18 protein-coding genes and 2 tRNA genes are annotated in these 21,707 nt (G+C 71.8%); 7 read left to right on the top strand and 13 right to left on the bottom strand.

The features are described from left to right. Positions 1-29: 29 nt before the first annotated feature. Complete coding sequence (locus tag ACFYXS_RS32240) at positions 30-917, top strand: alpha/beta fold hydrolase (protein ID WP_389254585.1); 888 nt, start codon at positions 30-32, stop codon at positions 915-917. Between the two features lie 69 nt (positions 918-986). On the opposite strand, the gene ACFYXS_RS32235 is transcribed toward ACFYXS_RS32240, so the two are convergent. Both ACFYXS_RS32235 and ACFYXS_RS32230 read right to left on the bottom strand, forming a co-directional pair. Next, complete coding sequence (locus ACFYXS_RS32235; protein ID WP_389254582.1) at positions 987-1,748, bottom strand: SMI1/KNR4 family protein; 762 nt, start codon at positions 1,746-1,748, stop codon at positions 987-989. A gap of 52 nt (positions 1,749-1,800) precedes the next feature. Next, the gene (locus ACFYXS_RS32230; RefSeq protein WP_389254580.1) at positions 1,801-2,610 is read right to left on the bottom strand and encodes a hypothetical protein; all 810 of its coding nucleotides are present in this window, start codon (positions 2,608-2,610) and stop codon (positions 1,801-1,803) included. Between the two features lie 137 nt (positions 2,611-2,747). On the opposite strand from ACFYXS_RS32230, the gene ACFYXS_RS32225 reads away from it, so the two are divergent. Further along, positions 2,748-3,986, top strand: coding sequence for a hypothetical protein (locus ACFYXS_RS32225; protein WP_389254578.1), 1,239 nt, complete (start codon positions 2,748-2,750; stop codon positions 3,984-3,986). A gap of 85 nt (positions 3,987-4,071) precedes the next feature. Here the strand turns inward: ACFYXS_RS32225 and ACFYXS_RS32220 are convergent, their stop codons facing one another. Both ACFYXS_RS32220 and ACFYXS_RS32215 read right to left on the bottom strand, forming a co-directional pair. Further along, entirely contained in the window at positions 4,072-6,360 is a 2,289-nt protein-coding gene (locus ACFYXS_RS32220) for a hypothetical protein (RefSeq protein ID WP_389254576.1), read from the bottom strand. Between the two features lie 3 nt (positions 6,361-6,363). Continuing rightward, positions 6,364-6,435: transfer RNA gene (locus tag ACFYXS_RS32215), tRNA-Glu, on the bottom strand. Positions 6,436-6,688: 253 nt separating this feature from the next. Between ACFYXS_RS32215 and ACFYXS_RS32210 the strand changes: the two genes are divergently transcribed. Continuing rightward, positions 6,689-8,899: a HelD family protein gene (locus tag ACFYXS_RS32210; RefSeq protein ID WP_389254769.1), complete on the top strand. Its 2,211-nt coding sequence runs from the start codon at positions 6,689-6,691 to the stop codon at positions 8,897-8,899. 13 nt (positions 8,900-8,912) lie between these two features. Here ACFYXS_RS32210 and ACFYXS_RS32205 read toward each other — a convergent pair whose 3' ends face one another. The 5 genes from ACFYXS_RS32205 to ribB all read right to left on the bottom strand — a co-directional run bounded on the left by ACFYXS_RS32205 (position 8,913) and on the right by ribB (position 11,373). Then, complete coding sequence (locus ACFYXS_RS32205) at positions 8,913-9,206, bottom strand: hypothetical protein (RefSeq protein ID WP_389254574.1); 294 nt, start codon at positions 9,204-9,206, stop codon at positions 8,913-8,915. 99 nt (positions 9,207-9,305) lie between these two features. Beyond that, positions 9,306-9,380, bottom strand: a tRNA-Met gene (locus ACFYXS_RS32200). Positions 9,381-9,463: 83 nt separating this feature from the next. Next, on the bottom strand, positions 9,464-9,883 hold the full coding sequence (locus tag ACFYXS_RS32195; RefSeq protein WP_389254572.1) for a GNAT family N-acetyltransferase: 420 nt from the start codon (positions 9,881-9,883) through the stop codon (positions 9,464-9,466). A 136-nt stretch (positions 9,884-10,019) separates the two neighbouring features. Then, positions 10,020-10,712, bottom strand: coding sequence for an HAD family hydrolase (locus ACFYXS_RS32190; RefSeq protein WP_389254569.1), 693 nt, complete (start codon positions 10,710-10,712; stop codon positions 10,020-10,022). A 4-nt stretch (positions 10,713-10,716) separates the two neighbouring features. Continuing rightward, positions 10,717-11,373, bottom strand: coding sequence for a 3,4-dihydroxy-2-butanone-4-phosphate synthase (gene ribB, locus ACFYXS_RS32185; RefSeq protein ID WP_389254567.1), 657 nt, complete (start codon positions 11,371-11,373; stop codon positions 10,717-10,719). A gap of 203 nt (positions 11,374-11,576) precedes the next feature. On the opposite strand from ribB, the gene ACFYXS_RS32180 reads away from it, so the two are divergent. Further along, on the top strand, positions 11,577-11,954 hold the full coding sequence (locus ACFYXS_RS32180) for a nuclear transport factor 2 family protein (RefSeq protein ID WP_389254565.1): 378 nt from the start codon (positions 11,577-11,579) through the stop codon (positions 11,952-11,954). 192 nt (positions 11,955-12,146) lie between these two features. On the opposite strand, the gene ACFYXS_RS32175 is transcribed toward ACFYXS_RS32180, so the two are convergent. Next, entirely contained in the window at positions 12,147-14,312 is a 2,166-nt protein-coding gene (locus ACFYXS_RS32175) for an OmpL47-type beta-barrel domain-containing protein (RefSeq protein WP_389254767.1), read from the bottom strand. A gap of 47 nt (positions 14,313-14,359) precedes the next feature. Further along, complete coding sequence (locus tag ACFYXS_RS32170) at positions 14,360-16,840, bottom strand: ThuA domain-containing protein (RefSeq protein WP_389254563.1); 2,481 nt, start codon at positions 16,838-16,840, stop codon at positions 14,360-14,362. Positions 16,841-17,040: 200 nt separating this feature from the next. On the opposite strand from ACFYXS_RS32170, the gene ACFYXS_RS32165 reads away from it, so the two are divergent. After that, entirely contained in the window at positions 17,041-18,057 is a 1,017-nt protein-coding gene (locus ACFYXS_RS32165; protein WP_389254764.1) for a multicopper oxidase domain-containing protein, read from the top strand. Positions 18,058-18,270: 213 nt separating this feature from the next. On the opposite strand, the gene ACFYXS_RS32160 is transcribed toward ACFYXS_RS32165, so the two are convergent. Continuing rightward, the gene (locus tag ACFYXS_RS32160; RefSeq protein ID WP_389254561.1) at positions 18,271-18,798 is read right to left on the bottom strand and encodes a GNAT family N-acetyltransferase; all 528 of its coding nucleotides are present in this window, start codon (positions 18,796-18,798) and stop codon (positions 18,271-18,273) included. 105 nt (positions 18,799-18,903) lie between these two features. After that, entirely contained in the window at positions 18,904-19,464 is a 561-nt protein-coding gene (locus tag ACFYXS_RS32155; RefSeq protein ID WP_389254559.1) for a hypothetical protein, read from the bottom strand. Between the two features lie 167 nt (positions 19,465-19,631). Here ACFYXS_RS32155 and ACFYXS_RS32150 point away from each other — a divergent pair, with 167 nt between their 5' ends. Both ACFYXS_RS32150 and ACFYXS_RS32145 read left to right on the top strand, forming a co-directional pair. Beyond that, positions 19,632-21,134 carry an MFS transporter gene (locus ACFYXS_RS32150; protein ID WP_389254557.1) on the top strand — a complete coding sequence of 501 codons (1,503 nt, stop codon included), beginning with the start codon at positions 19,632-19,634 and terminating at the stop codon, positions 21,132-21,134. Then, positions 21,131-21,694 carry a TetR family transcriptional regulator gene (locus ACFYXS_RS32145; protein WP_389254555.1) on the top strand — a complete coding sequence of 188 codons (564 nt, stop codon included), beginning with the start codon at positions 21,131-21,133 and terminating at the stop codon, positions 21,692-21,694. Before ACFYXS_RS32150 ends, ACFYXS_RS32145 begins: the two co-directional genes overlap by 4 nt. Positions 21,695-21,707 lie beyond the last annotated feature (13 nt).

The raw sequence follows: 21,707 nt of genomic DNA, 5'->3' as shown, positions 1-21,707 counted from the left end.
CGGCTACCGAAACGTTTTTGGAGGGCACCATGGACCGGCCTTCGCCCGGTGCAGTCGAGTCCGTCCCCACCCGGCTCGGGCCACTGAGCGTCGAGACGATCGGATCCGGCCCGCCGGCACTGCTGTGGCACAGCCTCTTCGTCGACTCGACCACCTGGGTGCGCGTCAGGCAGCAGCTGGCCGCCACGCGCCGACTGGTGATCGTCGACGGCCCGGCCCACGGCCGCAGCGCCGCTCCGCAGCACCTGTTCACCCTCGACGACTGTGCCGGCGCCGCGCTCGACGTCCTCGAACACCTCGGCATCGACGAGCCGGTGGACTGGGTCGGCAACGCATGGGGCGGACACGTCGGCATCACCTTCGCCGCCGCCCACCCCCGGCACCTGCGGAGCCTGGCGACCATCGGTGCGCCCGTCCACGCGCTGACCGCCCCGGAACGACGCCAGATCAACCTGCTCGTCCCGCTGTACCGTGCCGTCGGCCCGGTACGCCCCGTGCTCGGCGCCCTCACCACGGCGCTGCTGGGCGCGGCCGCCGATCCCGAGGCGATCGCCCTCGTCGCCGAGGCCTTCTCCGGCCCCGAGCGGGGAGGAATGGCCCGCGCCATCCGTTCGGCGAGCCTCGACCGGCAGGACCTGACCCCGACCCTGACCTCGGTCCCCGCACCCACGCTGTTCGCCGCCGGCGCCGACGACACGACCTGGACCCCCGACGACGCGGCGGCCGCCGCCGCCCGACTGCCCCGAGGCGGCTGGGCGGTTCTGCCCGGCGCCGGGCACGTCGCTCCCCTGCTGGAGGCCGCGCCCGCCGTCGTCGACCTGCTCACGGGCTTCTGGTCGGACCCGGACGCGGTCGGCGCCCTCCACCGCGAACCCGGTGCCCGGTCCGGTCCGCACCAGGCCCAGCCCGCACCCTGAGCCGGCAGCGCCGGCCGGGGTTCGCGTTCCGGTCGTGACGGGCGGGGGGTGACCTCCGCCCGTTCCCGCTCACGAGGGCAGCGGCCGGAAGCCCGGCGTCTCGTCGTATCCCAGCGACCACCGCCCAGGGATCGTCTCGCAGATCTCGTCGAGATCCGCCCGGGTCCGGCCCCGGACGTGCAGCCAACTGTGGGCGCCCGAGCCGTCCTGACGCAGCAGCTTGCCGGGCGCGGAGAACCAGCGCACGGGAGAGTCCTCCGGCCCGGTCCACAACGGGTAGTCCGGCAGCGGCGCCCGCCGAAAGTGTTCGGGCACCGTGTCGAGCAGGTCCGCGGGCAGCTCGCATGCGTTGTAGAGCCGCCCCCCGCCCCCCAACAGCGCTTCGCCCAGTACGAGCTCGACGCAGGCCAGGGACAGCCTGTCCAGGAACGGAACCCAGCCCTGCCGCGTCTCGACCAGCACCGGCGGATCGTCCTGGTCGAGGTCCGTCAGTCGCACGCCCCAGAAGGCACAGTCCTGGTTCTCCGCGCGGAACACCAGGACACCGTCCGGCTCCTCGTGCACGAACATCGCATGAGCCGGGAGCAGGGGGTCCTGGTTGGCGACAAGGTCGCGCCGGGCGCCTGCCAGGGTGTGGAACTCGCGCAGCGCGGTCGGCAGATGGAGGCCGAGCGCCGCCTCCGCCCGCGTCAGTTCCTCGGTGGGAGTGCCGTCGTCCTTGCTCAGCCGCTCGCCCCAAGCGGCGGCGAAGCTGCGGACGAACGCCCAGGCCCGCTCCCGGTCGTGGATTCCGCCGTCCAGCGCACGGGCCACGTCGAAGCCATCGATCACCCCACGAACGTATCGGAAGGCAGCAGCCGGTGATCTCGCCGGCGGCCGGCCACTACCGTTTCACGCGGCTACGGACGGAGAGCGCGGCAAAAGCGAGCAGGATCGGTTCCGTCACCCGGGAGGCCATCTCGATGCAGGTACCGGCAGTCGTCAGGCCCTGCTCGGACGACCGGAACACCACCGAGTCGATGACCACCCGCAACGACCTCTCGAACCGGTCGCCGGACAGCCGCCGCGCGTAGGGCCTGCTTGGATCGACCGGGTCGGGGGTCCTCGTGGTCAGCTGAACCCGCCGGCCGTCCACAGTCCCACGGCTCACCGGGTCCATGTCCTGCGCCGCCAGTCCCCAGAGCATCATCGCCAGGACCGTGGCCGCCATGGCGCCCAGCAGCCACCCGACCGCTCGGGAGGCACGCAGCCCGTACCCCGAGAGCGCCCAGTAGACGGCGAGGAGGAAACGTTCACCGCGGGGCCGGTCGGGGTCGTTGCGGCGCATCTCCATCTCGCCGTAGTAGAAGTCGGCGGCATCCGGTTCGTTCTTGCCGTCCTCCAAGGATTTACGCAGTTGGCGGTACAGCGGGGCGACCGTCGTCGGCCCCGGCACGTCGCCCCCACCGGGTGCCGTCTTCCAGCCGCTCCTGCCCTGCCCCGTGCGCCAGTAGTGTTCCTCCGCGAGTGTGCGGCGCGGCGTCCACCGTTCGAAAACCACTCCGCGTCGCCGAATGCCCGAGGGCGGAGTGTCGAAGACGCACCGGCCTTCGAGCCGCAGTTGGTCGAGATGGACGGCGCCGGCGAATCGACAGTCGGACAGGTCGAGATCCGTCAGGACGAGATGGGCCGCGTCGACGCTCCGGATCGACACGACCCGCACTTTCGCCTCTCCCGTCGGCGCCTGCGTGTTCTCCAGGGCCGCGAAGGGCGCCGGGCCGGCGGCCACCGTCTCCGGCCTCTCCGTATCCGCAGGGAGCCGTGTCGGACCCGCGCTCTAACCTGACCCGCATGCCTCTCGATGACGCACTGGCGGCCCGCATGGCCGATCCGGACTTCTGGCCCCGGTATCTCTTCGACGACGATGCGCCCGACGTCCACGACGCGGAGGACGAGGAGGCGTACATCACCCGGTTCCCGACCGGTGGGGGCTTCGCGCTGGTCCTCGACCTCACCCCCGCCGAGTACGTCGAACTCGCTGTGGAGGCACCCGGCCTCCCGGAGCCGGCGAACGTCGGCTGGGACGACCAGGCACACTTCCACCCGCATGTGATGCCCTGGCGGGAACTGGATCTGCTGTGCCGGGCCGTCGCCCTCCACGACACGGAACTGCGTCACCCCGGCCCGATGCTGGCGCTGCTGTGCCGCTTCGCCTTCCTGGCCGAGAACGACGACCTGGACACCATCACGCCCCTGGTGGACGCCGCGTTCGAGTCCATGCGCCCCGGCGTCGGCGGCAGCGGCAGGGTGCGTGAGGAGACGCGTGACTGGTTCGACCTGCGGGATCTGAGGGGCACGGGGCTGGCGTGGACGACCCGCGCCGACGGGCACGAAGCGGTCGGCCAGGACAGCACCGACGGTCTGCCGCTGTACTCCCTGCGGACGCCGTCCTCGAAGCAGTTCCCGTTCGCTGCGTGGTCGGCGCTCCTGACCTACGCCCGTGCGCGCACGGCCGCGACGGCCGCTGATCCCGTCCTCGCGCAGCCTGCGGTCCGCGAGGCCCTGGACCGCTGCCTTGCCGCCGACGGACACGAACACCTGCCGGCACTCGCGGACGCGCTTGCCGCGGCCGGCTACGGCAACCGCGTGCTGCTGCGCGCGGTCGGCGATCCCGTAGACCGGGCGGAGGCATGCTGGGTCGTGGAGACCCTGGCCGGGATGCCCCAAGGCGAGCTCGTGGCCCGGTGGTTCGGCCCGAGTCCGCTGTCGGGCAGTCAGTCCTGGCGGTTGTCGCTCACCCTGCCGGTCGAGGGACGGCCGGGGCGTTTCGGACCACAGGTCGCGGAGGAGCTCAACGCCGCTCTCCAGGAGGCGGACCTCGGCAGCGCGGACCTGGGGGGCAGCGCGTTGCGCCCGCAGAACGGCACTTACGTCCTCGTGCAGTACAACCTCGGCATCCTGATCCGTGACGACCTCGCCCGCGGCGTCGAGGTCATCACCCGGACTTTGCACACCCACTCGGCCGCGGACACCGCCACGCTGCACCATCGAGGCAAGCCGGACGTCATCCCCCTGCCTCCGCCGACCTGACGCGGCCGGCCGCGCACCCGCTGTCCGGGATGTCGCCGCGGACGCGTGGGGTTCCGCCGCTCACGGTCCCCTGCCCCGGTCCCGCTCATCGAAGCCAGTGGCGCGTGGTGGTCCAGCCCAGGAAGTGGCGTCCGGTGCCGCTGTCGGCGGCACCGCCGGCGGCGACGTGCCGGAGGCCGGTCAGGGCGGGGGCGAGGCGGGCCGCGACATGGCCGGGGTGGTGGGCTGCTTCCTCGTCCAGGTGGGCGATGAATTCCCCTTGCGCGGCGGGTCCGCACAGCGACAGGTAGAAGAGCATCTGCCGCCACGCGTAGGCCGCTTCCTTGATCGTGGGCAGTGGCCGCGGGTTGTTGTGGACCCGGGCCGTGGTGCGGCACACGGTGGTGAAGCAGCGCCGGGCCAGGTCGTCCCAGCCCGGTTCGGGCGTGATGCCGACGCGGCCGACGAGGGTGGCCAGATTGTGCGTGGTGAGGATCTGGGCCTGCTCGATGACCATGCCGTTGGCCGCCACTGACCAGCCCCCCGCGCCGGGCCGGCCGGCCCGTTGGGCGCACAGCTCGGCGAATGCCGTGGAACCGGCGGCGTGTGGGGAACCGGCACGGGTGAGCGCCGTGCCCGTCTCCGTGATCGCGAGGTTGCGGACGGCCGCGTAGTCGATGGCGTAATACCGCTCGTAGAGGCTGCCGCCGAGCAGTTCCGCGGCCACTCGCGCCGCCGTGAGGAACTTCGGGGTGAAGGTGCCCTCGAAGATGTCAGCGGCCAGTTCCTCGACGAACGGCGCACCGGTCTCGGCCTGCCGGGCCAGCACGCCCAGCTCGCGGACCAGCGGGTTGGGCAGCAGCGTGCCCGGAAACGCCTGCACGGCCAGTTCGCCCAGTTCACGCAGGACGATCTCCGCCGGCTCCCGGACCCCCTTCGTCGCGCGGTGCCCCTCCACCGCCCGGACCCAGGGCAGTTCCTCGACCCGTACCTGATGGGCGAGGCCGAGCAGGAGCAGCGAGCGGCGGTTCCGGAACGCCCGGTAGTTCGCGGCCACGAGGTGCCGCAGTGCCGGGTCGGGGTAGGCCTGTGCTCCGGCCGCGGCGACGAGTTGCGGCACCAGTTCGGCCAGGACCTCGGCCGAGGGCACCACCCCGCGTTCCACGAGCGTGCCGATCGGCGCGCTCAGAGCCGCTTCCACGACGCGCCGGACCGACGGCGGTATCACCGTGCCCGCGGGCAGGCCGCTGTCCCGTGCCTCGGGCTCCGTGACGTTCGCGACCAGCCGTGCCGTGTCGGCCGCGCCGGTTTCCTGGGGGAGTGCGGACAGCCTGCGCAGGACGAGTTGGGCCAGGGCGTGGTGCGAGGGCAGGGCCGCCTGGGCCGCCTGCCGGGCGCGCAGTTGTGTGTGCCGGTCGGAGCCGGGACGGTCACGCCGGCGCACCATGGACTCCGCCGCGTGCCGCAGCAGGCCGAGTCGGCGCGCGTCCAGCGGCCGCCCGGCGGCGGTCTCCTCCAGGGCGCCGCGCAGGATGCCCAGGTTCTCCTTCGGGTCGCGGTGTTTGCCGCAGCGGGTGTGGGCGGCGGCGAGTTCCTGGTAGCGGCGCAGGAGCGCCGCACCTCGTTCCCGCCAGACGTCGTCGGGCAGGTGGTCCAGTACGCGGCCGGCGCCCGCGGTCTCCAGCCAGTGGGCGAGGAGTTCGTCGCCGAACGGCTGCCAGACGGTGAGTGCCTCGCGCTGCGCCTCGACGCCGGCATGGGGCCGGCGGCGCGCCAGGGACGCACCGGCGTCGCCGACCGTGCGGCGGTGGACGGCGCGGGGGTCCGGCGCGGGCCGTGCGGCCGGCCGCGGCGTGAAGCGCAGCCGGTCGGCGAACGGTTCCAGCACGCGGACGAGGCCGACGGCGGCGGTCACGTCACCGGTCCGCACCAGCCACGCCACCGTGAGCAGCGCGGCCTCCTCGGACACGGCCACCTCGTAGCGGCCGCTGTCGAGCAGCGCGTACAACCGGTCCAGTCCCCGCTCGGTGAGGCAGTACGCGAACAGCGCCGAGCGATCGGCCGGGACCCCTGCCGAACGTGCCGCCTCACGCTCGTACGCGAGCAGCGGACCCCCGGCGCTCGCGTCGGGTGTGGCGAATCCGCCCCGCAGCACCTGCGGGGTCACCCAGGCGGGCAGCCCGGCCACGGGAGTGCGCGAGCCGATGGACAGGCGTCCGTCGGCCATCCCGTCGATCACCGCCCGCCAGCGCCGGGCGCCGCTGCGCGCACGGCTCCGGGTCTCGGCGTCAGGGTGGGTCAGCGCGGTCAGGAAGGCCTGCGTCAGCCTGCCGTACGGGTAGTTGACGGATCCGTCGGACCCGGCGAGGAGCTGCTGCTCAGCGTCATCGTTCATACGCCGACGTGGCAGGTTCCGCCCCTGCGCCCTCCGGGTTGAGAGCCCGGTGCTCTGCTGCTGAGCTACACGCCGATGCAGGGGAGACTAGAACCCGCCCGGGACGCGGCCAAGCGATTTCCGAGCGCGTGCGCGGAGTCCCCGGCAAGGCGGTCGCCGCCGGGAGGCCCGCAGAAACGGCAATTCCCCGCTCCGCAATTGCGGGGCGGGGAATGCGTCACGTATATTGAGTAGTTCTGTGCACCCACAGAAAAAGCCCCTCACCGGGGGCTACAAGGAACAGCATATCGGGCAGGGAGCCGTTTTGTCAACTCGCGGGGACGTCGAATTGCAGCGGGAACAGGAATTCATCGACCGGGTCTACGACCGTGTCGACATCCTGCGCGGGGTCGCGGCGCACGGTGTCGAGGACGCGTTGACCCCGGTGGGGAACGGTCTTCAGGCACGTCTCGAACGTGATGTGCTGGTCGCGGAGCGTTCGGGGCTGCTGGCGGCCCTGAACGCGGTGGACGGTTCGCTGTGTTTCGGCCGCATTGATCTGTGCGACGGCGCCGTGCACCATATCGGCCGCATCGGAATTCGTGAGGACGACCCCGACCGCACGCCATTGCTGATCGACTGGAGGGCACCGGTCGCCCGGCCGTTCTATCTCGCCACCGGTCACACGCCGATGGACCTGCGCCGGCGCAGGCACATCACCACCGAGGGCCGCACGGTGACCGAACTGCACGACGAGATCCTCGATCTCCACGACGCCGAACGCAGCGGCTTCGAGGATCCCAGTGGCGACGCCGTGCTGCTGGCCGCGCTCGACTCCGCCCGTACCGGCCGCATGGGCGACATCGTGCGGACCATCCAGGCCGAACAGGACCGCATCATCCGTGCCCCGCACCGCGGGGTCCTCGTCGTCGAGGGCGGCCCCGGCACGGGCAAGACGGCGGTCGCCCTGCACCGCGCGGCCTACCTGCTGTACGAGCACCGCGAGCTGCTGTCCAAGCGCGCGGTGCTGGTCGTGGGCCCCAACGCGGCCTTCCTCGGCTACATCGGCGAGGTGCTGCCCGCGCTCGGCGAGACCGGGGTCATGCTGGCCACACAGGCCGAGCTCTTCCCCGGTGTCCACGCCCGCGGCACCGACACCGCCCGCGCGTCCGCGGTCAAGGGCGGGGCGGGAATGGCCGAGGTCCTCGCCCTGGCCGTGCTCGACCGGCAGCAGCTGCCCGAGCCCGGCGCGCCGGTGGTGATCGCGCACGACGACGGCGAGCTCGTCCTGGACTGGGAGATCGCCTACCAGGCCCGGGAAGCCGCCCGGGAGACCCGGCTGCCGCACAACCTCGCGCGCCCCTACTTCGCGTTCCACGTGATCGACGCCCTCACCGCACAGCTCGCCGACCGCATCGGCGCGGACCCGTACGGCGGACCGAACTTCCTCGGCGCGGACGACATCGCGCTGCTCGGCAAGGGCGTCGCCGCGAGCCGCGAGGTGCGGGCCGCCATCGCGGACCTGTGGCCGCTGCTCACGCCCGAGGAGTTCGTCACGGGCTACCTGGCCGCGCCGGTGTACCTGCCGCAGGGCGACGCCGAGGCCGTCCGGCGCGGTCCCGACGAGGGGGAGTGGACCCCGGCCGATGTCCCGCTGCTGGACGAGGCGGCCGAACTGCTCGGGGCGGACGACAGCGCCGCCCGCGCGGCGGCCGAAGCCGAACGCCAGGAGCGGGTCGCCTACGCCCAGGGCGTCCTGGAACTGTCCCGGGGTTCGGAGACGTACGAGTTCGAGGACGAGGAGTCCGAGCGTCTGGCCGCCCACGACATCATCGACGCCGAGCGGATGGCCGAGCGGCACGAGGAGGCCGACCACCGCAGCGCGGCCGAGCGGGCCGCGGCCGACCGGACCTGGGCGTTCGGCCACATCATCGTCGACGAGGCGCAGGAACTCTCGCCGATGGCCTGGCGCCTGCTGATGCGCCGCTCACCGACCCGCTCGCTGACCCTCGTCGGCGACCCGGCGCAGACCTCCGAGGAAGCGGGCGTCGGTTCGTGGGAGAAGATTCTCGAACCGTACGTCGGCGACCGTTTCGAGCACGTCAGGCTGGGGGTCAACTACCGCACGCCGGCGGAGATCATGGAGCTCGCCGCAAGGGTCGTGCAGGCGAAGGACCCCTCGTTCGAGCCGCCCGGGTCGGTGCGCTCCACCGGCGAGAAGCCGTGGACGCGCGACGCCGGGGCGGACCTGGCGGGCGCGGTGGCGCGGGCCGTCGTGGAACTCACGCCCGAACAGGGGCGGCTCGCGGTGATCGCACCGCGTGAGCTGCACGAGGAGATCGCGGCATCCCTCGACGGTGTCACGGCCGGCGCCGAACCCGACCTGACCCGTCCGGTGGTGCTGCTGGGCCCGCGGGAGGCCAAGGGCCTGGAATTCGACCATGTCCTGGTCGTGGAGCCGGGGCGGTTCGGGACCAGTGACCTGTACGTGGCGCTGACCCGCGCGACGCAGCGCCTGGGCATCGTCCACCGCGAGGAGCTGCCCGCGTCGCTCCGCTGACCGCCGCGGTCCGTCAGGCGGGTGCCTGCGGGCCGTGACCGGGGAGGAAGAGCCTCAGGGCGCAGTGGTCCTCGGCCTCGACGCGGACCTCGCACCCCCAATGGGCGCTCAGACGCTGGGCGACGGCCACCAGCCGTCGCCGCTCTTCCCGCGAATACGCCGGGAAGCGCACCCAGCCGCGATCGGCGATCACACGACCGAGGTCGAAGAACAGCGTCGTCCGCGCGCGCTGTTCCTCTTCCTCCGTCAGCGGCGTGGGGGTGTCCTCCGCGGGCACCATGCGGATGTTGTACAGCTCTCGGGTCACGAATGCCTCGCCGTGCTCTGCTCGATCGGACGATCCACAGGGTAGGTGACGACGTCGACGGCCCCCTTCGACATGACGTCGAAGGGGGCCGAAGGTTCGTAGCGGGGGCGGGATTTGAACCACGCGACCTCTGGGTTATGAGCCCAGCGAGCTACCGAGCTGCTCCACCCCGCGTCGGTGACATCAGCTTACGCCATGGCGGCGGGGAGGGCGGGGATTTGGCGCGCGGACCCGTCCCCGCGGGGTTCTCCTGCTGGTCAGCAGGCTCGTTCGTACTCGACCTGGTCGACGGGATTGCCGTCGCCGTAGTCGTACGTGCGTGTGCTGCCGGACTCGGTGAAGCCGCACTTGACGTAGAAGCGGCGCGACTGCGGGGTGTCCCGGAGCGTCCGCAGATGCACCCGGGGAAGGCCGTCGTCGCGCAGCCGGCGGAGCGACTGGGCCATCAGGGCGTGGGCGATGCCACCGCCCCACCCGTCGGGATGGCAGTAGAAGCTGAAGATTTCTCCCGGACCCGGTCGCGTCGGGGAGAGCCGCAGCCAGCAAAGCGCCAGGGGGGTGACTGTCCCGCTCCGCGAGCAGGATCGTCCCGGTCCCCTCCACGATCCGCTCGTGCCACCTCGTACGCCTGCTCCGGACGGCGTCCGCGGCGAACTCGGGCGCGGAGAAGGGCGCATGGGACGCCTCCCGCGCGGTGGCGTGTATCTCGCCGAGCGCGTCACCGTCCTCCGGACGGGCGGGACGAACCTCTGTCACGCGTGGAGCCCACCCACGCCGGCCCGGGGCGGGAGCTCCGGACCGGCGGGTGGTGGTTCAGGGTGTGCGTTCGTGGACCAGGGGCCCGGGTTGAGGGCGGGGTGTGAGGAGCCGGGTCAGGAGGGGGAGGGCCGCCGTCGCGTCGGGGGCCTGTGCGGCGGGCAGGTGGGCGATAGCGGAGGGGAGTGGCGTTCCGCCGCGGGGAATGGCCAGGACCGGCATGCCGGCCGCGGTCGCCGAGCGGATGCCGTTGGGGGAGTCCTCGACGGCCAGGCAGGCGGACGGCGGGATGCCGATCCGGGCGGCGGCGAGCAGGTACGCGTCCGGTGCCGGCTTGCCCCGAACCACTTCCTCGCCGCAGACGGCGGCACGCACCCGTCCCGCCAGGCCCAGCGTGTCGAGGACCGCCAGGACGTAGCGGCGCGGGCTGGCCGTGGCCAGCCCGACGGGCCCGTGACGTTCGGCCTCGAGGACCAGGTCGACCGCCCCGGGCAGTGCCCGGACACGGCCCGCGGCGACCTCGCCGGTCATCGCGGTGGTGCAGGTCTCGACGACTTCCGCGGGGCTCGCCGCTCCGCCGCACAGGCCCGCGACGAACGTCGCCCAGCCGCCGTTGCCGTGCAGGGCCACGTCGTCCTCGGGCTTCCAGCGGTGGCCGTGGCGGGCGGCGAAAACGGCGCAGACGCGTGACCACGCGTGCCCGCTGTCGATCAGCGTGTCGTCCAGGTCGAAGATCGTCGCGCGGTGCATCCGGTCACGCCGTCGGGACACCGGCGAGCCGCAGCCGGCTCGACAGCTGCTCGATCGAGACGAGCGTCAGGCCGTGCTCGCCGGCGAAGGTGCGCAGCCGGTCCGGTCCGGCGACCGAGCCGTCGTCCGTGCACACCTCGCTGATCATTCCGACCGGCGACAGCCCGGCCAGGCGCAGCAGGTCGACGGTGGCTTCGGTGTGGCCGCGACGCTCGGCGATGCCCCGGGGCCGGGCCCGCAGCGGGAACACGTGCCCGGGCCGGATCAGCTGGTCGGGGTGGGTGGTGGGGGCGGCGAGCGTCCGCGCGGTGAGCGCCCGGTCCGCGGCCGAGATCCCGGACCCGACACCTGCGGCGTCCACGGACACGGTGAAGGCCGGGGTGTCGGCGCCGCTGCCGGTCCCGCGCGGGACCATCAGCGGCAGCTTCAGCGCGTCGGCGATCTCCGGCGCCATGGGGGCGCAGATCAGGCCGCCGGTGTACCGGACGAAGAAGCCCAGGGCCTCCGGGGTGGCGAACTGCGCCGCCATGACCAGATCGCCCTCGTTCTCACGGTCCGCGTCATCGACCACGATGACGGGCCGGCCGGCCTGCAGGTCCTTGATGGCCGCCGCCACCGTGTCCGGGCCCGCAACTGACTGCGGCGTCGATGCTGACGTCACAGGAACCAACCTTCCTCGAGTCCCCCCTTCCTGCCGGGTGCATCGGCAACCGAAAACGAAAGCTTGAGAAATCTGTACGCCGAACGGGCATTCCCCGGGTCCCGCGTTTGACCCGCGCGGTCCGGTGCGAAGCCGTGCCGGAGACGGCATCGGCGGGTCGCTGACACCCGGCGCCTGTCAGTGGCGGCTGTCAGGATGCGGCCATGGACCCTTCGGAGATCGTTCGTGCGCTGTGGGAGCGGATGCAGGACCGGGACTGGGCGGGGCTGCGTGAGTTGCTCGCCGAGGACCTGGTGGTGGAGTGGCCGGTCAGCGGCGAGCGGATCGTCGGGCCGGAGCGGTACGTGCGCATCAACGCGGAGTATCCCGAGGGGTGGTCCATCCGGGTGCTGCGCGTCGTCGCCGACGGCGACCAGGTGGTCTCCGAGGTGGAGGTTCCGCACGAGACGATGGGCCTGCACCGAGTGGCGTCGTTCTGGACGGTGCGGGACGGAGAGCTCGCGGCCGGACGTGAGTACTGGAGCGAGGTGGGCTCGGACCCCTCGCCGGAGTGGCGGGCCGGGCTGGTCGAGCCGCTGTGAAGGAGCCGGCCGGCGGATCCGCGGCCCCGTGCCCGCCCGGTCACCCGGCGGGCTGGACGTTTTTCCCGACGGCCTGGCCGTCGAGGCATCACGGACAGCACCCGGCGCACGCCGCAGGACGCGTCCGCGCCGTTGACGGCCACCGCGCGGGCGGTGTCCGTCAACGGCGCGTGCCCCCGTGGGGGTGCCGGACTACAGCTCCTTGATGCGGATGTCGCGGTAGGAGATCACGTCCGTCGTGCTGTGGACCTGGAGGCCGATGTAGCCGGTGGCGTACCGCCGGCCGTCGGTGCCCGGGTCACCGGAGCGCGGCGGGGCGAAGACCTGTCCACCCACGTTGTCGAACTCGTTGATCACGACGCCGTTGCGCAGGACGGTGAAGTGCTGGCCCTCCGCGCGGATCTCGTAGTCGTTCCAGGTGCCCTTCGGTGTCACGCCCGCACCGCCCAGGCCCACGCGGTCGAAGCCGTAGACCGAACCGGTCTTGTACATGTCGCCGTCCGGGCGGTCGAGGATCTGGATCTCGTGCCCGTAGTTGATGGCGACCCACTCGGGGCGGGACTCCTCGGGGTGGTCGTGGACGTTGGGGAAGCGGACGAAGACACCGCCGTTGGCGTTGCCCGTGCCCGGGGCGTCGTCGCGGAACTGGAGCTTGAGCGAGAAGTCGCCGTACCTGCGCTCCGGGAACCACAGCATGCCCATGCCCGGCACTGTCGTGCTGCTGGTGATGGCGCCGTCGCCGGACAGTGTGAACCGTCCGCCACCGACCTGCTCCCACTTGACCAGGGACGCCTCCGTGCCGTCGAACAGATCGCGGTAGCCCTCGGTCCGGCCGGGCTTGCCGATCTTCGACTGCTTGGCGGCCTTGGTGATCTTGTTGAACTCCCGTTGGTCGATGACGTTGTCGGCCAGCAGCTTGTCGAGCACGCCGTCGACGTGCTTGAGGAACAGGGCCTGCGAGGACCAGTCCCTCTCGTCCTCGATCAGCTCGTTGATCGTGCAGCGGCCGCGGGTGAGCCGGTTCGGCACCCCCGAGTCCACCGTGCCCACGATGACGGTCAGCCGTTCGTCGTACTCAGGGCAGTCGGGCGCCGGAACGCCGCCGCCCTGCGCGATGGTGAACGTCACCTGCCGGGCCGCGGAGGTGTTGCCGGCCTTGTCCGTCGCCCGGTGGGAGAACGTGTGGTAACCGATCCGGTCGACGATGACGGGGGTGGTGTACGCGAGGTACGGGCCGCCGTCGAGGGAGTACTCGGTCCGGTCCACGCCGGAGCCCGAGTCGGCCGCGGTCACGGTGACCTTGGCGCTCGTGACGTACGCACCGTTGGAGTTCTTCGTGCCGGCCACCGTCGCCGAGGTCTCCGGCGCGGTCGTGTCCTGCGTGGGCGGTGCCACGACGGTGAAGGCGACGGACTTCTCGGCCGCCGCGTTCCCCGCCTTGTCGGCCGCCCGGTAGCGGACCGTCTGGGCGCCGAGCTGATGCACCATCACCGGCCCGGTGTACGCCTGCCAGGCGCCGCCCGTCCCGACGGCGTACTCGATGGTGTTGACGCCCGACCCGGTGTCCGAGGCGGTGACGGTGACCGTGGCCATCGTCAGGTAGTTGCCCGCCGCGTCCTTCTCGCCGCTCACCGTCGCCGAGGTCTCCGGGGCGGTCGTGTCATCGGTCGGCGGTGCGACCACATCGAAGGCGACGGACTTCTCTGCCGCCACGTTCCCCGCCTGGTCGGTGGCGCGGTAGCGGAGGGTGTGGGAGCCGACCTGGTCGACGACCACCGGAGCGGTGTACGGCTGCCACGGGCCGTCCGCGCCGACCGCGTACTCGGTGGTCCTCACCCCGGAGCCCTCATCGGTCGCGGTCACGGTGACCGTGGCCGAGCCGACGTACGCGCCGTCGGCGTTCTTCTGGCCCGTGACCTCGGCCGCCGTGGTGGGCGCGGTGGTGTCCTCGCCGCCCGGCTCGGTCACGGTGAGGATGCCCTGCATCTGCCCGTGACCGGGGATGCTGCAGAAGAAGCGGTAGCGGCCGGGCGTGAGGGTCACGTCGACGGTGTGCCTGCCGCCGCTGTCGTCGCTGGGGTTGGCCAGGATGTTGACCGGCACGTCGTGGTTGTACTCGGGGTCCGACACGTCGAAGGTCAGCGTGTGCGGCATGCCGATGTCATTGCCGGTCGCGGCGCTGTTCTCGAAGACCAGCGTCGCCGGGCCGGCCACCGCCGTGGTCGGGAAGCTCGCGTACTGGTCGGTGCGCGAGCTCGCCGTCCAGGTCAGCACCTGGGCCGCGGCCGCGGTGCCGTCGGACGACGCCGCGCCTCCGCTTCGCCCGTACGCGGCCGTCGAGGTCAGCCCCACGATCATCAGCAACGTACCGAGCAGGGCCGTCCACAGGCGTAGGGGTCGCTGTCTCACTGTGCCGCCTTCCTGGCCAGATCCGCGGCGGCGGGAGTGGCCTCGCCGCCCTTGTACGTCACACGCCACAGCGCGGACTGGGAGTCGGAGGTGAAGAAGCCGCGCCCGTAGTCGAGGACGTACAGCGAGCCGTCAGGAGCGAACTTCCAGTCCATGAGGTTCCGGATGCCGCCCTGGCCGACCGGGATGATCTTCTTCAACGACTCGGCGGTGACCGGCAGTCCGCCCTTGCCGACGGTCTTGGGGTCGGTCAGCACCGCGTGCCGCGGGTTGTCGGCGTCGTAGAAGTCACCGACGAACCACTTGCCGTCCCAGTACTCCGGCCACGCCTCGGCGCCGGCGGTCTTCGCGTCATAGCGGTAGACCGGGCCGTCCATGGTGGCCTGGCCGCCGCCCTTGAGCCACGGCAGGAGGTACGTGGCCTCCTCGTTCTTGTAGCTGGGCACCCCGTTGGCGTCCCGCGGGAAGTCGGGCGCGCCGCCCTGCGGGGAGCACCAGATGGTGTTGCCCGTGATCGGCGGGAGGTTCACCAGACCGTCGTTGTTCGGCGACTCGTTCTTCGGGGCGTCGCAGTCGTACCAGCCCAGCGGCTTGCTCGGGTCCGGCAGATTGCGGTCCCGGTAGGGCTGCTTGTTGCCCATGCAGAACGGCCAGCCGTGGTTGCCCGCCTTGGTGATCGCGGCGAACGTGTCGTACTTCGCCGGTCCCCAGGTGGTGCTGGGAGCGCCCGCGTCGGGGCCGACCCAGCCCGCGTAGAGGATGTCGGTCTTCTTGTCGACCGAGATGCGGGCCGGATTGCGCACGCCCATGACGTAGATCTCGCCCCGGGTCTTGCCGCCGCCCTCGTCCTGCTCCGTACCGGTGAACAGGTTGCCCTCGGGGAGGGTGTAGGTGCCGTCCGGCTCCGGGTGGATGCGCAGGATCTTGCCGTTGAGGTTGTTGGTGTTGCCCGCCGTGCGCCGGGCGTCCGAGAACGACAGGCCCTTGAAGTTGGGCTGCGGGTTGTTGCCCGAGTAACCGTCGCTGAATCCCGACGAGTTGTTGTCCCCGGTCGCGATGTAGAGATTGCCCTTGGAGTCCCAGGCCATCCCGCCGCCGGCGTGGCAGCAGCTGTGGACCTGGACGGGCCACGTGAGCAGGACCTTCTCGGAGGCGAGGTCCAGCTTGTCGGTCGCGAGGTCCAACGTGAAGCGGGACACGCGGCGTTCGGCGACGTGCCGGTCGCGGTCGAGGCCGGAGTGCGGCGTGTAGTGCAGGTACACCCATCCGTTGGTCTCGAAGGCGGGGTCCAGCTCGATGCCGAGCAGTCCCTCCTCGACCTTGGTCAGCTCGTCGCCGCCGCCCTTGTTGCCGAAGACGGACAGCGCGCCCGCGAGCGTCACCTTCTTGGTCGCCGGGTCGTAGACGTGGATCTGGCCGAGACCCTTCCCCATGTCGGGGCTGTTCCAGTCGGTCACGACCGGCGCGCCGTTCACCCCGCCGCCGCGGCCGATGTACAGAACCCGTCCGTCGGGCGCCACGACCAGGCCGTGCGGCTCGCCGATCTGGTCCTGTTGACCGGCCTGGTTGGGCTGGGTGACCCGCACCGCGCTGTAGTTGGCGTCGATGGTGGCCTTGCAGTCGGCGCGCGAGAGACGGGTCGTCCACTGGAGGGCGCCGCGCAGGTGGTCGCGGAAGTCGGCCTCGGCGAACGACTCGGCCGTACCGCCCATCGCGGTGTAGAAGGACCGGCCGCCGTCGTAGTCCCGGCACCAGGACACGGGGTGGTCGACGCCGTTGGCACCGGCCCCCGGCCGATAACTGGCCTCCCTGACCTTGGCGACGGTGTGCACCTTGCCGGTCGGGTTGCTCGCCCAGTTGATCCACTTGTCGGGCCGCTTCCACTCCACCGGCAGGTTCCTGGTGGCCGGATTGACCCGGTCGGGCACCTCGACGGTCGCGCGCTGCACGCCCGCCGGGCTGGTGGCCGCGGGCCGGGCACCGATCAGCCCGGCGAACCAGTCGGAGTAGGGCTCCGTCCTGGCCGCGTCGTAGATGCCGAGGAAGCCGCCGCCGGCCTCCATGTAGGACTCCAGGCCGGCCTCCTGCTCGGGATCGAGCACATCGCCGCCGCCGGTCAGGAAGACGACCGCGTTGAAGGTGCCCAGCCGCTTCGCGCTGGTGAAGACCGAGGCGTCGTCGGTCGCCACGGTCTTGAACCGCTGCGGGGCAGGCCCCGACAGGCCGATGGCCTCGATCGCCTCGATGCCCGCGTCGACGGTCGGAGACTCCTCGGTGGCCGACGCGTGGAACACCAGGACCTTGACGTTCTTGCCGCCCGGTGGGGACGGCAGGGATAACGATGTCGGTGCCGGCTCCGGATACGGCCTCGCCGTGGCGGCGGTGCCGCTCAGCAGCGACGCCGCCATGGTCCCGACCACCAGGACAGCGGCCGCGGCGCGCCGCGATCTCGACCGGTGATGTGGTGCGCTCTGCATGGTTCACGCCCCTCTGTGTCACAGCAACAGCGGCTGAAGCTAGACGGCTTTCGCTGGTTCGCCAAGGGCAATAGGCGGAATCCCACCATCTTTGTCCCGGGTGTGGATAAACGAAGATCCCTGCTCTACCGTGTGGCCGTCCCCCGGGGGTCCTCGCGCCCCGTCCGTCTCCTCACGGCACAGGAGTGTCCGGAATGGCCATGGACAGAAGGAGCTTCAACCGGCGGCTGCTGGCCGGTGGCGTGGTCGCCGCCACCGGGACGGCCTCGTTGGCCGTGGCGTCCGCGCCCCCGGCCTCGTCCGCGGAATCGCCACCGCCCACCGCACCGGCCGGAGGGCAGGTCCGCCATCTCAGGCTCTACGCCGAGACCCTGCCGAACGGTCAGATGGGATACGGCCTGGAGAAGGGCAGGGCCACCGTGCCGGGCCCGCTGATCGAACTGATCGAGGGCGACACGCTGCACATCGAGTTCGAGAACACCACGGACGTCGACGCCAGCCTCCATGTGCACGGTGTGGACTACGACGTCGCCAGCGACGGCACCCGCATGAACCACGGCCACGTGGAGCCCGGCGGCACGCGGACGTACACCTGGCGCACGCACGCACCGGGCCGGCGCAAGGACGGCACCTGGCAGGCGGGCAGCGCCGGTTACTGGCACTACCACGACCACGTCGTGGGCACCGACCACGGAACGGGCGGGATCCGCAAGGGCCTCCACGGCCCGGTCGTGGTGCGCAGGAAGGGCGACATCCTGCCGGACAAGCAGTTCACGATCGTCTTCAACGACATGACGATCAACAACAGGGCCGCTCACGAGACCCCGAACTTCGAGGCGACGGTGGGCGACCGTGTCGAGATCGTCATGATCACGCACGGCGAGTACTACCACGCGTTCCACATGCACGGTCATCGCTGGGCCGACAACAGAACGGGCCTCCTGACCGGCCCGGACGACCCCAGCCGCGTCGTCGACAACAAGATCGTCGGGCCGGCGGACTCCTTCGGCTTCCAGATCATCGCGGGCGAACACGTGGGCGCCGGCGCCTGGATGTACCACTGCCACGTCCAGAGTCACTCGGACATGGGAATGGCCGGTCTGTTCCTGGTCGCCAAGCCGGACGGCACGATCCCGGGCTACGAGCCGCACCACCCGGACCACGCCGCCGCCGTGCAGGGCACGAACGCGTCCGCGGGCCACCACGCGCACCACTGAGCGGGGGACCGGAGCGGGCAGGACGGCCCGGGTCCACATCCCGGCCGGGATCCCCGCGTCACCCGTGAGGCGCCCCCGGCGTGCGCCGGCCGCTGGGACAGGAGAGGCTCGGGAACGGCAGGCACACCGGCTGGGCCCTTCCGTGCCGTAGCCTCCAGGACCCCCGCCGCTGGGAAGCGACGGGGGTCCTGGCCATGCCGGAGCCGGCCGGGCCTACAGGGTGATCCAGTACCGCCGCTTGAGGCCCCCGCTGGTGGGGCGGACGTCCTCCAGGACGCCACCGTTGTGCTCGATGCTGCGCGCCGACCCGATGTTGTCGTCGTCGCAGGTGACGAGGACCCGGTCCAGGCCGAGCGCACGGGCCTCCGGGAGAACCGCCCCGAGGGCCCACGTCGCCAGTCCGCGTCGCCGGGCGGAGGGCCGGATGCTGTAGCCGATGTGCCCGCCGACGTCGAGCAGAAAGGCGTTCAGGTAGTGCCGCAGATCGACGGCCCCCCGATAGCTGTCGTCCTCGACGATCCACCAATGCGTGGCGTGGACGCGCTCCTCTCCCACGGGAACGGACGTGTCCGACTGCTTCCGCAGGCGCGCGACCCACTCCGAGAAGACCTCGGGGCTGCCGAGGTCGCCATCGGGCGCGAGGCGCAGTCCCGACCCGTCCTGGTGGACACCGGGCCACTCGTCACGCGCCGCCAGCCATGAGGACTGCAACCGGCGTGTGGGGGCGATCAGTTCAGGCATGCGCGGGACGCTAGCACTTGTTCGTCGTCCGTGATCGCCCAATGCTCCGGCCGGTGCGGGGCCGATCAGGTCCGACTCGCCGTAGCGTCGCTCCGCCCTCCTGCGTCAGCCCTGTCCGCCCAGCCCCAGTTTCCGCACGCCGAAAGGCGAGAAGACCATGTGACGGGCCCAGCCGTCATGGATCAGCGCCACTTGGGACGGCAACGGCACCACCGGATACAGGGCCTTTCCGCGTGACCAGTTCGCGAGCAGGCCCTCGGTGGTGTCGACCGCGGAGACGACCATCGTCACCTTCAGCCGATCGTCGTCACCCCAGGTGTTCCACAGAGCCCAGCCCTCCGGCCTCGCTTCGACGCCGAGCCGGGTGCATGCCTCCTCATAGCTTTCCCCCATCCCTGATGGCATGACCTCCGGCCGAAGCAGTACGACACCCGCGAGCTTCAGCAGCGGCCGGTCCGGCTCCTCGTCGAGGCAGCCATCGCCTGGGAAGTGGTAGTGGCGCAGCCCGCGGGCCAGTGCGTTGACCGCCCGCTGCAAGGCGGTGGCGTTTCCTTCCTCGGACGAGTACGAGAGCAGGCCCTCGCTCGACGCGGCGTCCCTGACGGCACAGGCAAGCCGCTCGATCTCGCGCAGGTGGTCGACTTCGGAGACTTCGGGCCTGGTCACGGCGGTCAGTGTTCCAGCGGCCGGTCGGCCCGGCACCCGATTTTTCCGAGGGGCCGGACAGTGATCGAGTGGCTGCTGAAGGCGGTGCGCAGGGGCGGGGTTCAGGGTTTTGAGGGCGCCGGGAATAAATGTCATCATGCGATGACTTCAGTTGATGACGTCGACTGATGACATCGAGGAGAGTCGTGGGCAATCCCGCAACAACGGAGCCGCGGTCCGGGCGGCAGCGGGCACTGGTTCCCGTGCTGGTCTCGCTCGGCATGCTGGTCGCCGTGGTGAGCAGCCTCGGCGCCCCGCTGGTGCCGACCATCGCCGCCGAGGAGCATGTCTCCCTCAACGACGCCCAGTGGTCGCTGACCGTCACGCTGCTCGTCGGCGCGGTGGTCACGCCGGTGATGGGCCGGCTGGGCGACGGGCCGTGCCGGCGACCGGTGATCCTCGGCGCCCTGGTCGCGGTGCTGGCCGGGTGTGTTCTGGCGGCGCTGCCGCTGGGCTTCGGCTTCCTGGTGACCGGGCGCGCGCTGCAGGGACTCGGGCTGTGCCTCACCCCGCTGGCCATCGCCACCGCCCGGGACGCCCTGCCGCCGGAGCGGTCGCGGCCCGCGGTGGCGCTGCTGTCGATCACCACGGTGGCGGGCGTCGGCCTGGGCTACCCGCTCACCGGCTTGATCGCGCAGTCCTTCGGTCTGTACGCCGGCTTCTGGTTCGGGGCGGCGGTGAGCGTCGCCGCGCTGGTGGCCGCCGTCGTGGTCCTGCCGCCGTCCCCGCGCCGCGCCGCACCGCGGATGGACGTGGCCGGCGCGGCGCTGCTCGGCGCCGGACTCGCCGGGCTGCTGCTCGCTTTGAGCGAGGCCGAGCTCTGGGGCTGGAACTCGGCGCGGCTGCTCGTCCTGGTCGGCGTCTGCGTGCTGCTGCTCGCGGTGTGGGTCGTGCACGAGCTGCGGACCGCGCAGCCGCTGGTCGATCTCCGCCTGACCAGGGACCGCACGGTGCTGACCGCCAATGTGACCGCGCTGGTGGCCGGCCTCGGGATGTACCTGCTGCTCTCCCTGGTCACCCGGTTCGTGCAGACGCCGCGCGAGGCCGGCTACGGATTCGGGGCCTCCGTGGCCGTCACCGGGCTGGTGCTCCTGCCGTTCTCCCTCGCCAGCATGGCCGCCGGCCGGATGGTGCCGCTGCTGATCAGGCGCGCCGGCACCGCTCTCGTGCTGCCGCTCGGGTGCGTGGTCTCGCTGGCCGCCGTGCTGGCGTTCGCCCTCGTCCGCGGACAGCTCTGGGAGCTGTTCGCCATCATGGCGGTAGCCGGATTCGGGATCGGCTGGATGTTCGCCGTGATGCCCGGAATGATCGTGGGTTCGGTGCCCGCGCACGAGACGGGCAGCGCGATGAGCTTCAACCAGGTGCTGCGCTACGTCGGCTACTCCACCGGAAGCGTGCTGAGCGCCACCGTCCTGCAGGCCCACACCGTCGCCGGGAGCGTGCTGCCCACGGGCGACGGCTACCGGACGGCCGCGCTGCTGGCCTGCGGGGTGTGGGTGGCCATGATCCTGGTGACCGCCGTCCTGCCCCCGCGGCACCGGCGCGGTGCGGTCGCGGCCACGGTACCGGGGCCGGCCCCCGCGCCCCGTACCGAGGGTGAGGACGCGGCCCGGCAGAAGGCGGTGCGATGACCGACGGCACACCGTCCCGCAGGCGGGACTCCGCGCGCAGCCGCGAACTGCTGCTCCAGGCGGCGGGCGAGCTCTTCAGCGAGCGCGGCTTCGACCGGACCACCATCCGCGACATCGGGGAGCGCGCCGGTGTCGACCCGGCGCTGATCGCCCGGTACTTCAACAACAAGAGCGGCCTGTACACCGCAGTACTGCGCACAGAGCTGGGCGACGCCACCCCGCCGGACCTGCTCGGACCCGAACGGCTCCGCGCACTCCTGGAACGTGCGGACCGGCGCGGCGCGGGCCCGGTCTTCCGGTCGACCGTACGGGCCGAGGGCGACCCGGTCGTACAGGACGCCGCCCGCGCCCAGCTCTACGTGCGCCTGGTCGACCCGTTGCGCGAGCGGTTCGCGGCGAGCGGACTGGACCGGCCTCAACTGCGGGCCGAGGTCGCGGTGGCCGCCTTCATCGGGGTGCTGCTGGCGCGCGGCACGGGGACGCTCGACGAGCTCGCGGCGGCGGACCTGGAGGAAGTGTTGCCCCTGGTGCGCGCGACCCTGGAGGGGCTGGACAGCTGACGGCAGGGACGGC

The organism is Streptomyces sp. NPDC002574, from assembly GCF_042889545.1.
GTDB lineage: Bacteria > Actinomycetota > Actinomycetes > Streptomycetales > Streptomycetaceae > Actinacidiphila.
Note: the sequence above shows the minus strand (reverse complement) of the source record. Positions and strands in the feature narration are given on the sequence as shown.

What these genes read in the sequence shown, in the direction of transcription:
- ACFYXS_RS32240 (WP_389254585.1), top strand. Translation starts at nt 30, where the DNA reads ATGGACCGGCCTTCGCCCGGTGCAGTCGAGTCCGTCCCCACCCGGCTC.
- ACFYXS_RS32225 (WP_389254578.1), top strand. Translation starts at nt 2,748, where the DNA reads ATGCCTCTCGATGACGCACTGGCGGCCCGCATGGCCGATCCGGACTTC.
- ACFYXS_RS32220 (WP_389254576.1), bottom strand. Translation starts at nt 6,360, where the DNA reads ATGAACGATGACGCTGAGCAGCAGCTCCTCGCCGGGTCCGACGGATCC.
- ACFYXS_RS32195 (WP_389254572.1), bottom strand. Translation starts at nt 9,883, where the DNA reads ATGCGCCCTTCTCCGCGCCCGAGTTCGCCGCGGACGCCGTCCGGAGCA.
- ACFYXS_RS32190 (WP_389254569.1), bottom strand. Translation starts at nt 10,712, where the DNA reads ATGCACCGCGCGACGATCTTCGACCTGGACGACACGCTGATCGACAGC.
- ACFYXS_RS32180 (WP_389254565.1), top strand. Translation starts at nt 11,577, where the DNA reads ATGGACCCTTCGGAGATCGTTCGTGCGCTGTGGGAGCGGATGCAGGAC.
- ACFYXS_RS32175 (WP_389254767.1), bottom strand. Translation starts at nt 14,312, where the DNA reads ATGATCGTGGGGCTGACCTCGACGGCCGCGTACGGGCGAAGCGGAGGC.
- ACFYXS_RS32170 (WP_389254563.1), bottom strand. Translation starts at nt 16,840, where the DNA reads ATGCAGAGCGCACCACATCACCGGTCGAGATCGCGGCGCGCCGCGGCC.
- ACFYXS_RS32165 (WP_389254764.1), top strand. Translation starts at nt 17,041, where the DNA reads ATGGACAGAAGGAGCTTCAACCGGCGGCTGCTGGCCGGTGGCGTGGTC.
- ACFYXS_RS32160 (WP_389254561.1), bottom strand. Translation starts at nt 18,798, where the DNA reads ATGCCTGAACTGATCGCCCCCACACGCCGGTTGCAGTCCTCATGGCTG.
- ACFYXS_RS32150 (WP_389254557.1), top strand. Translation starts at nt 19,632, where the DNA reads ATGACATCGAGGAGAGTCGTGGGCAATCCCGCAACAACGGAGCCGCGG.
- ACFYXS_RS32145 (WP_389254555.1), top strand. Translation starts at nt 21,131, where the DNA reads ATGACCGACGGCACACCGTCCCGCAGGCGGGACTCCGCGCGCAGCCGC.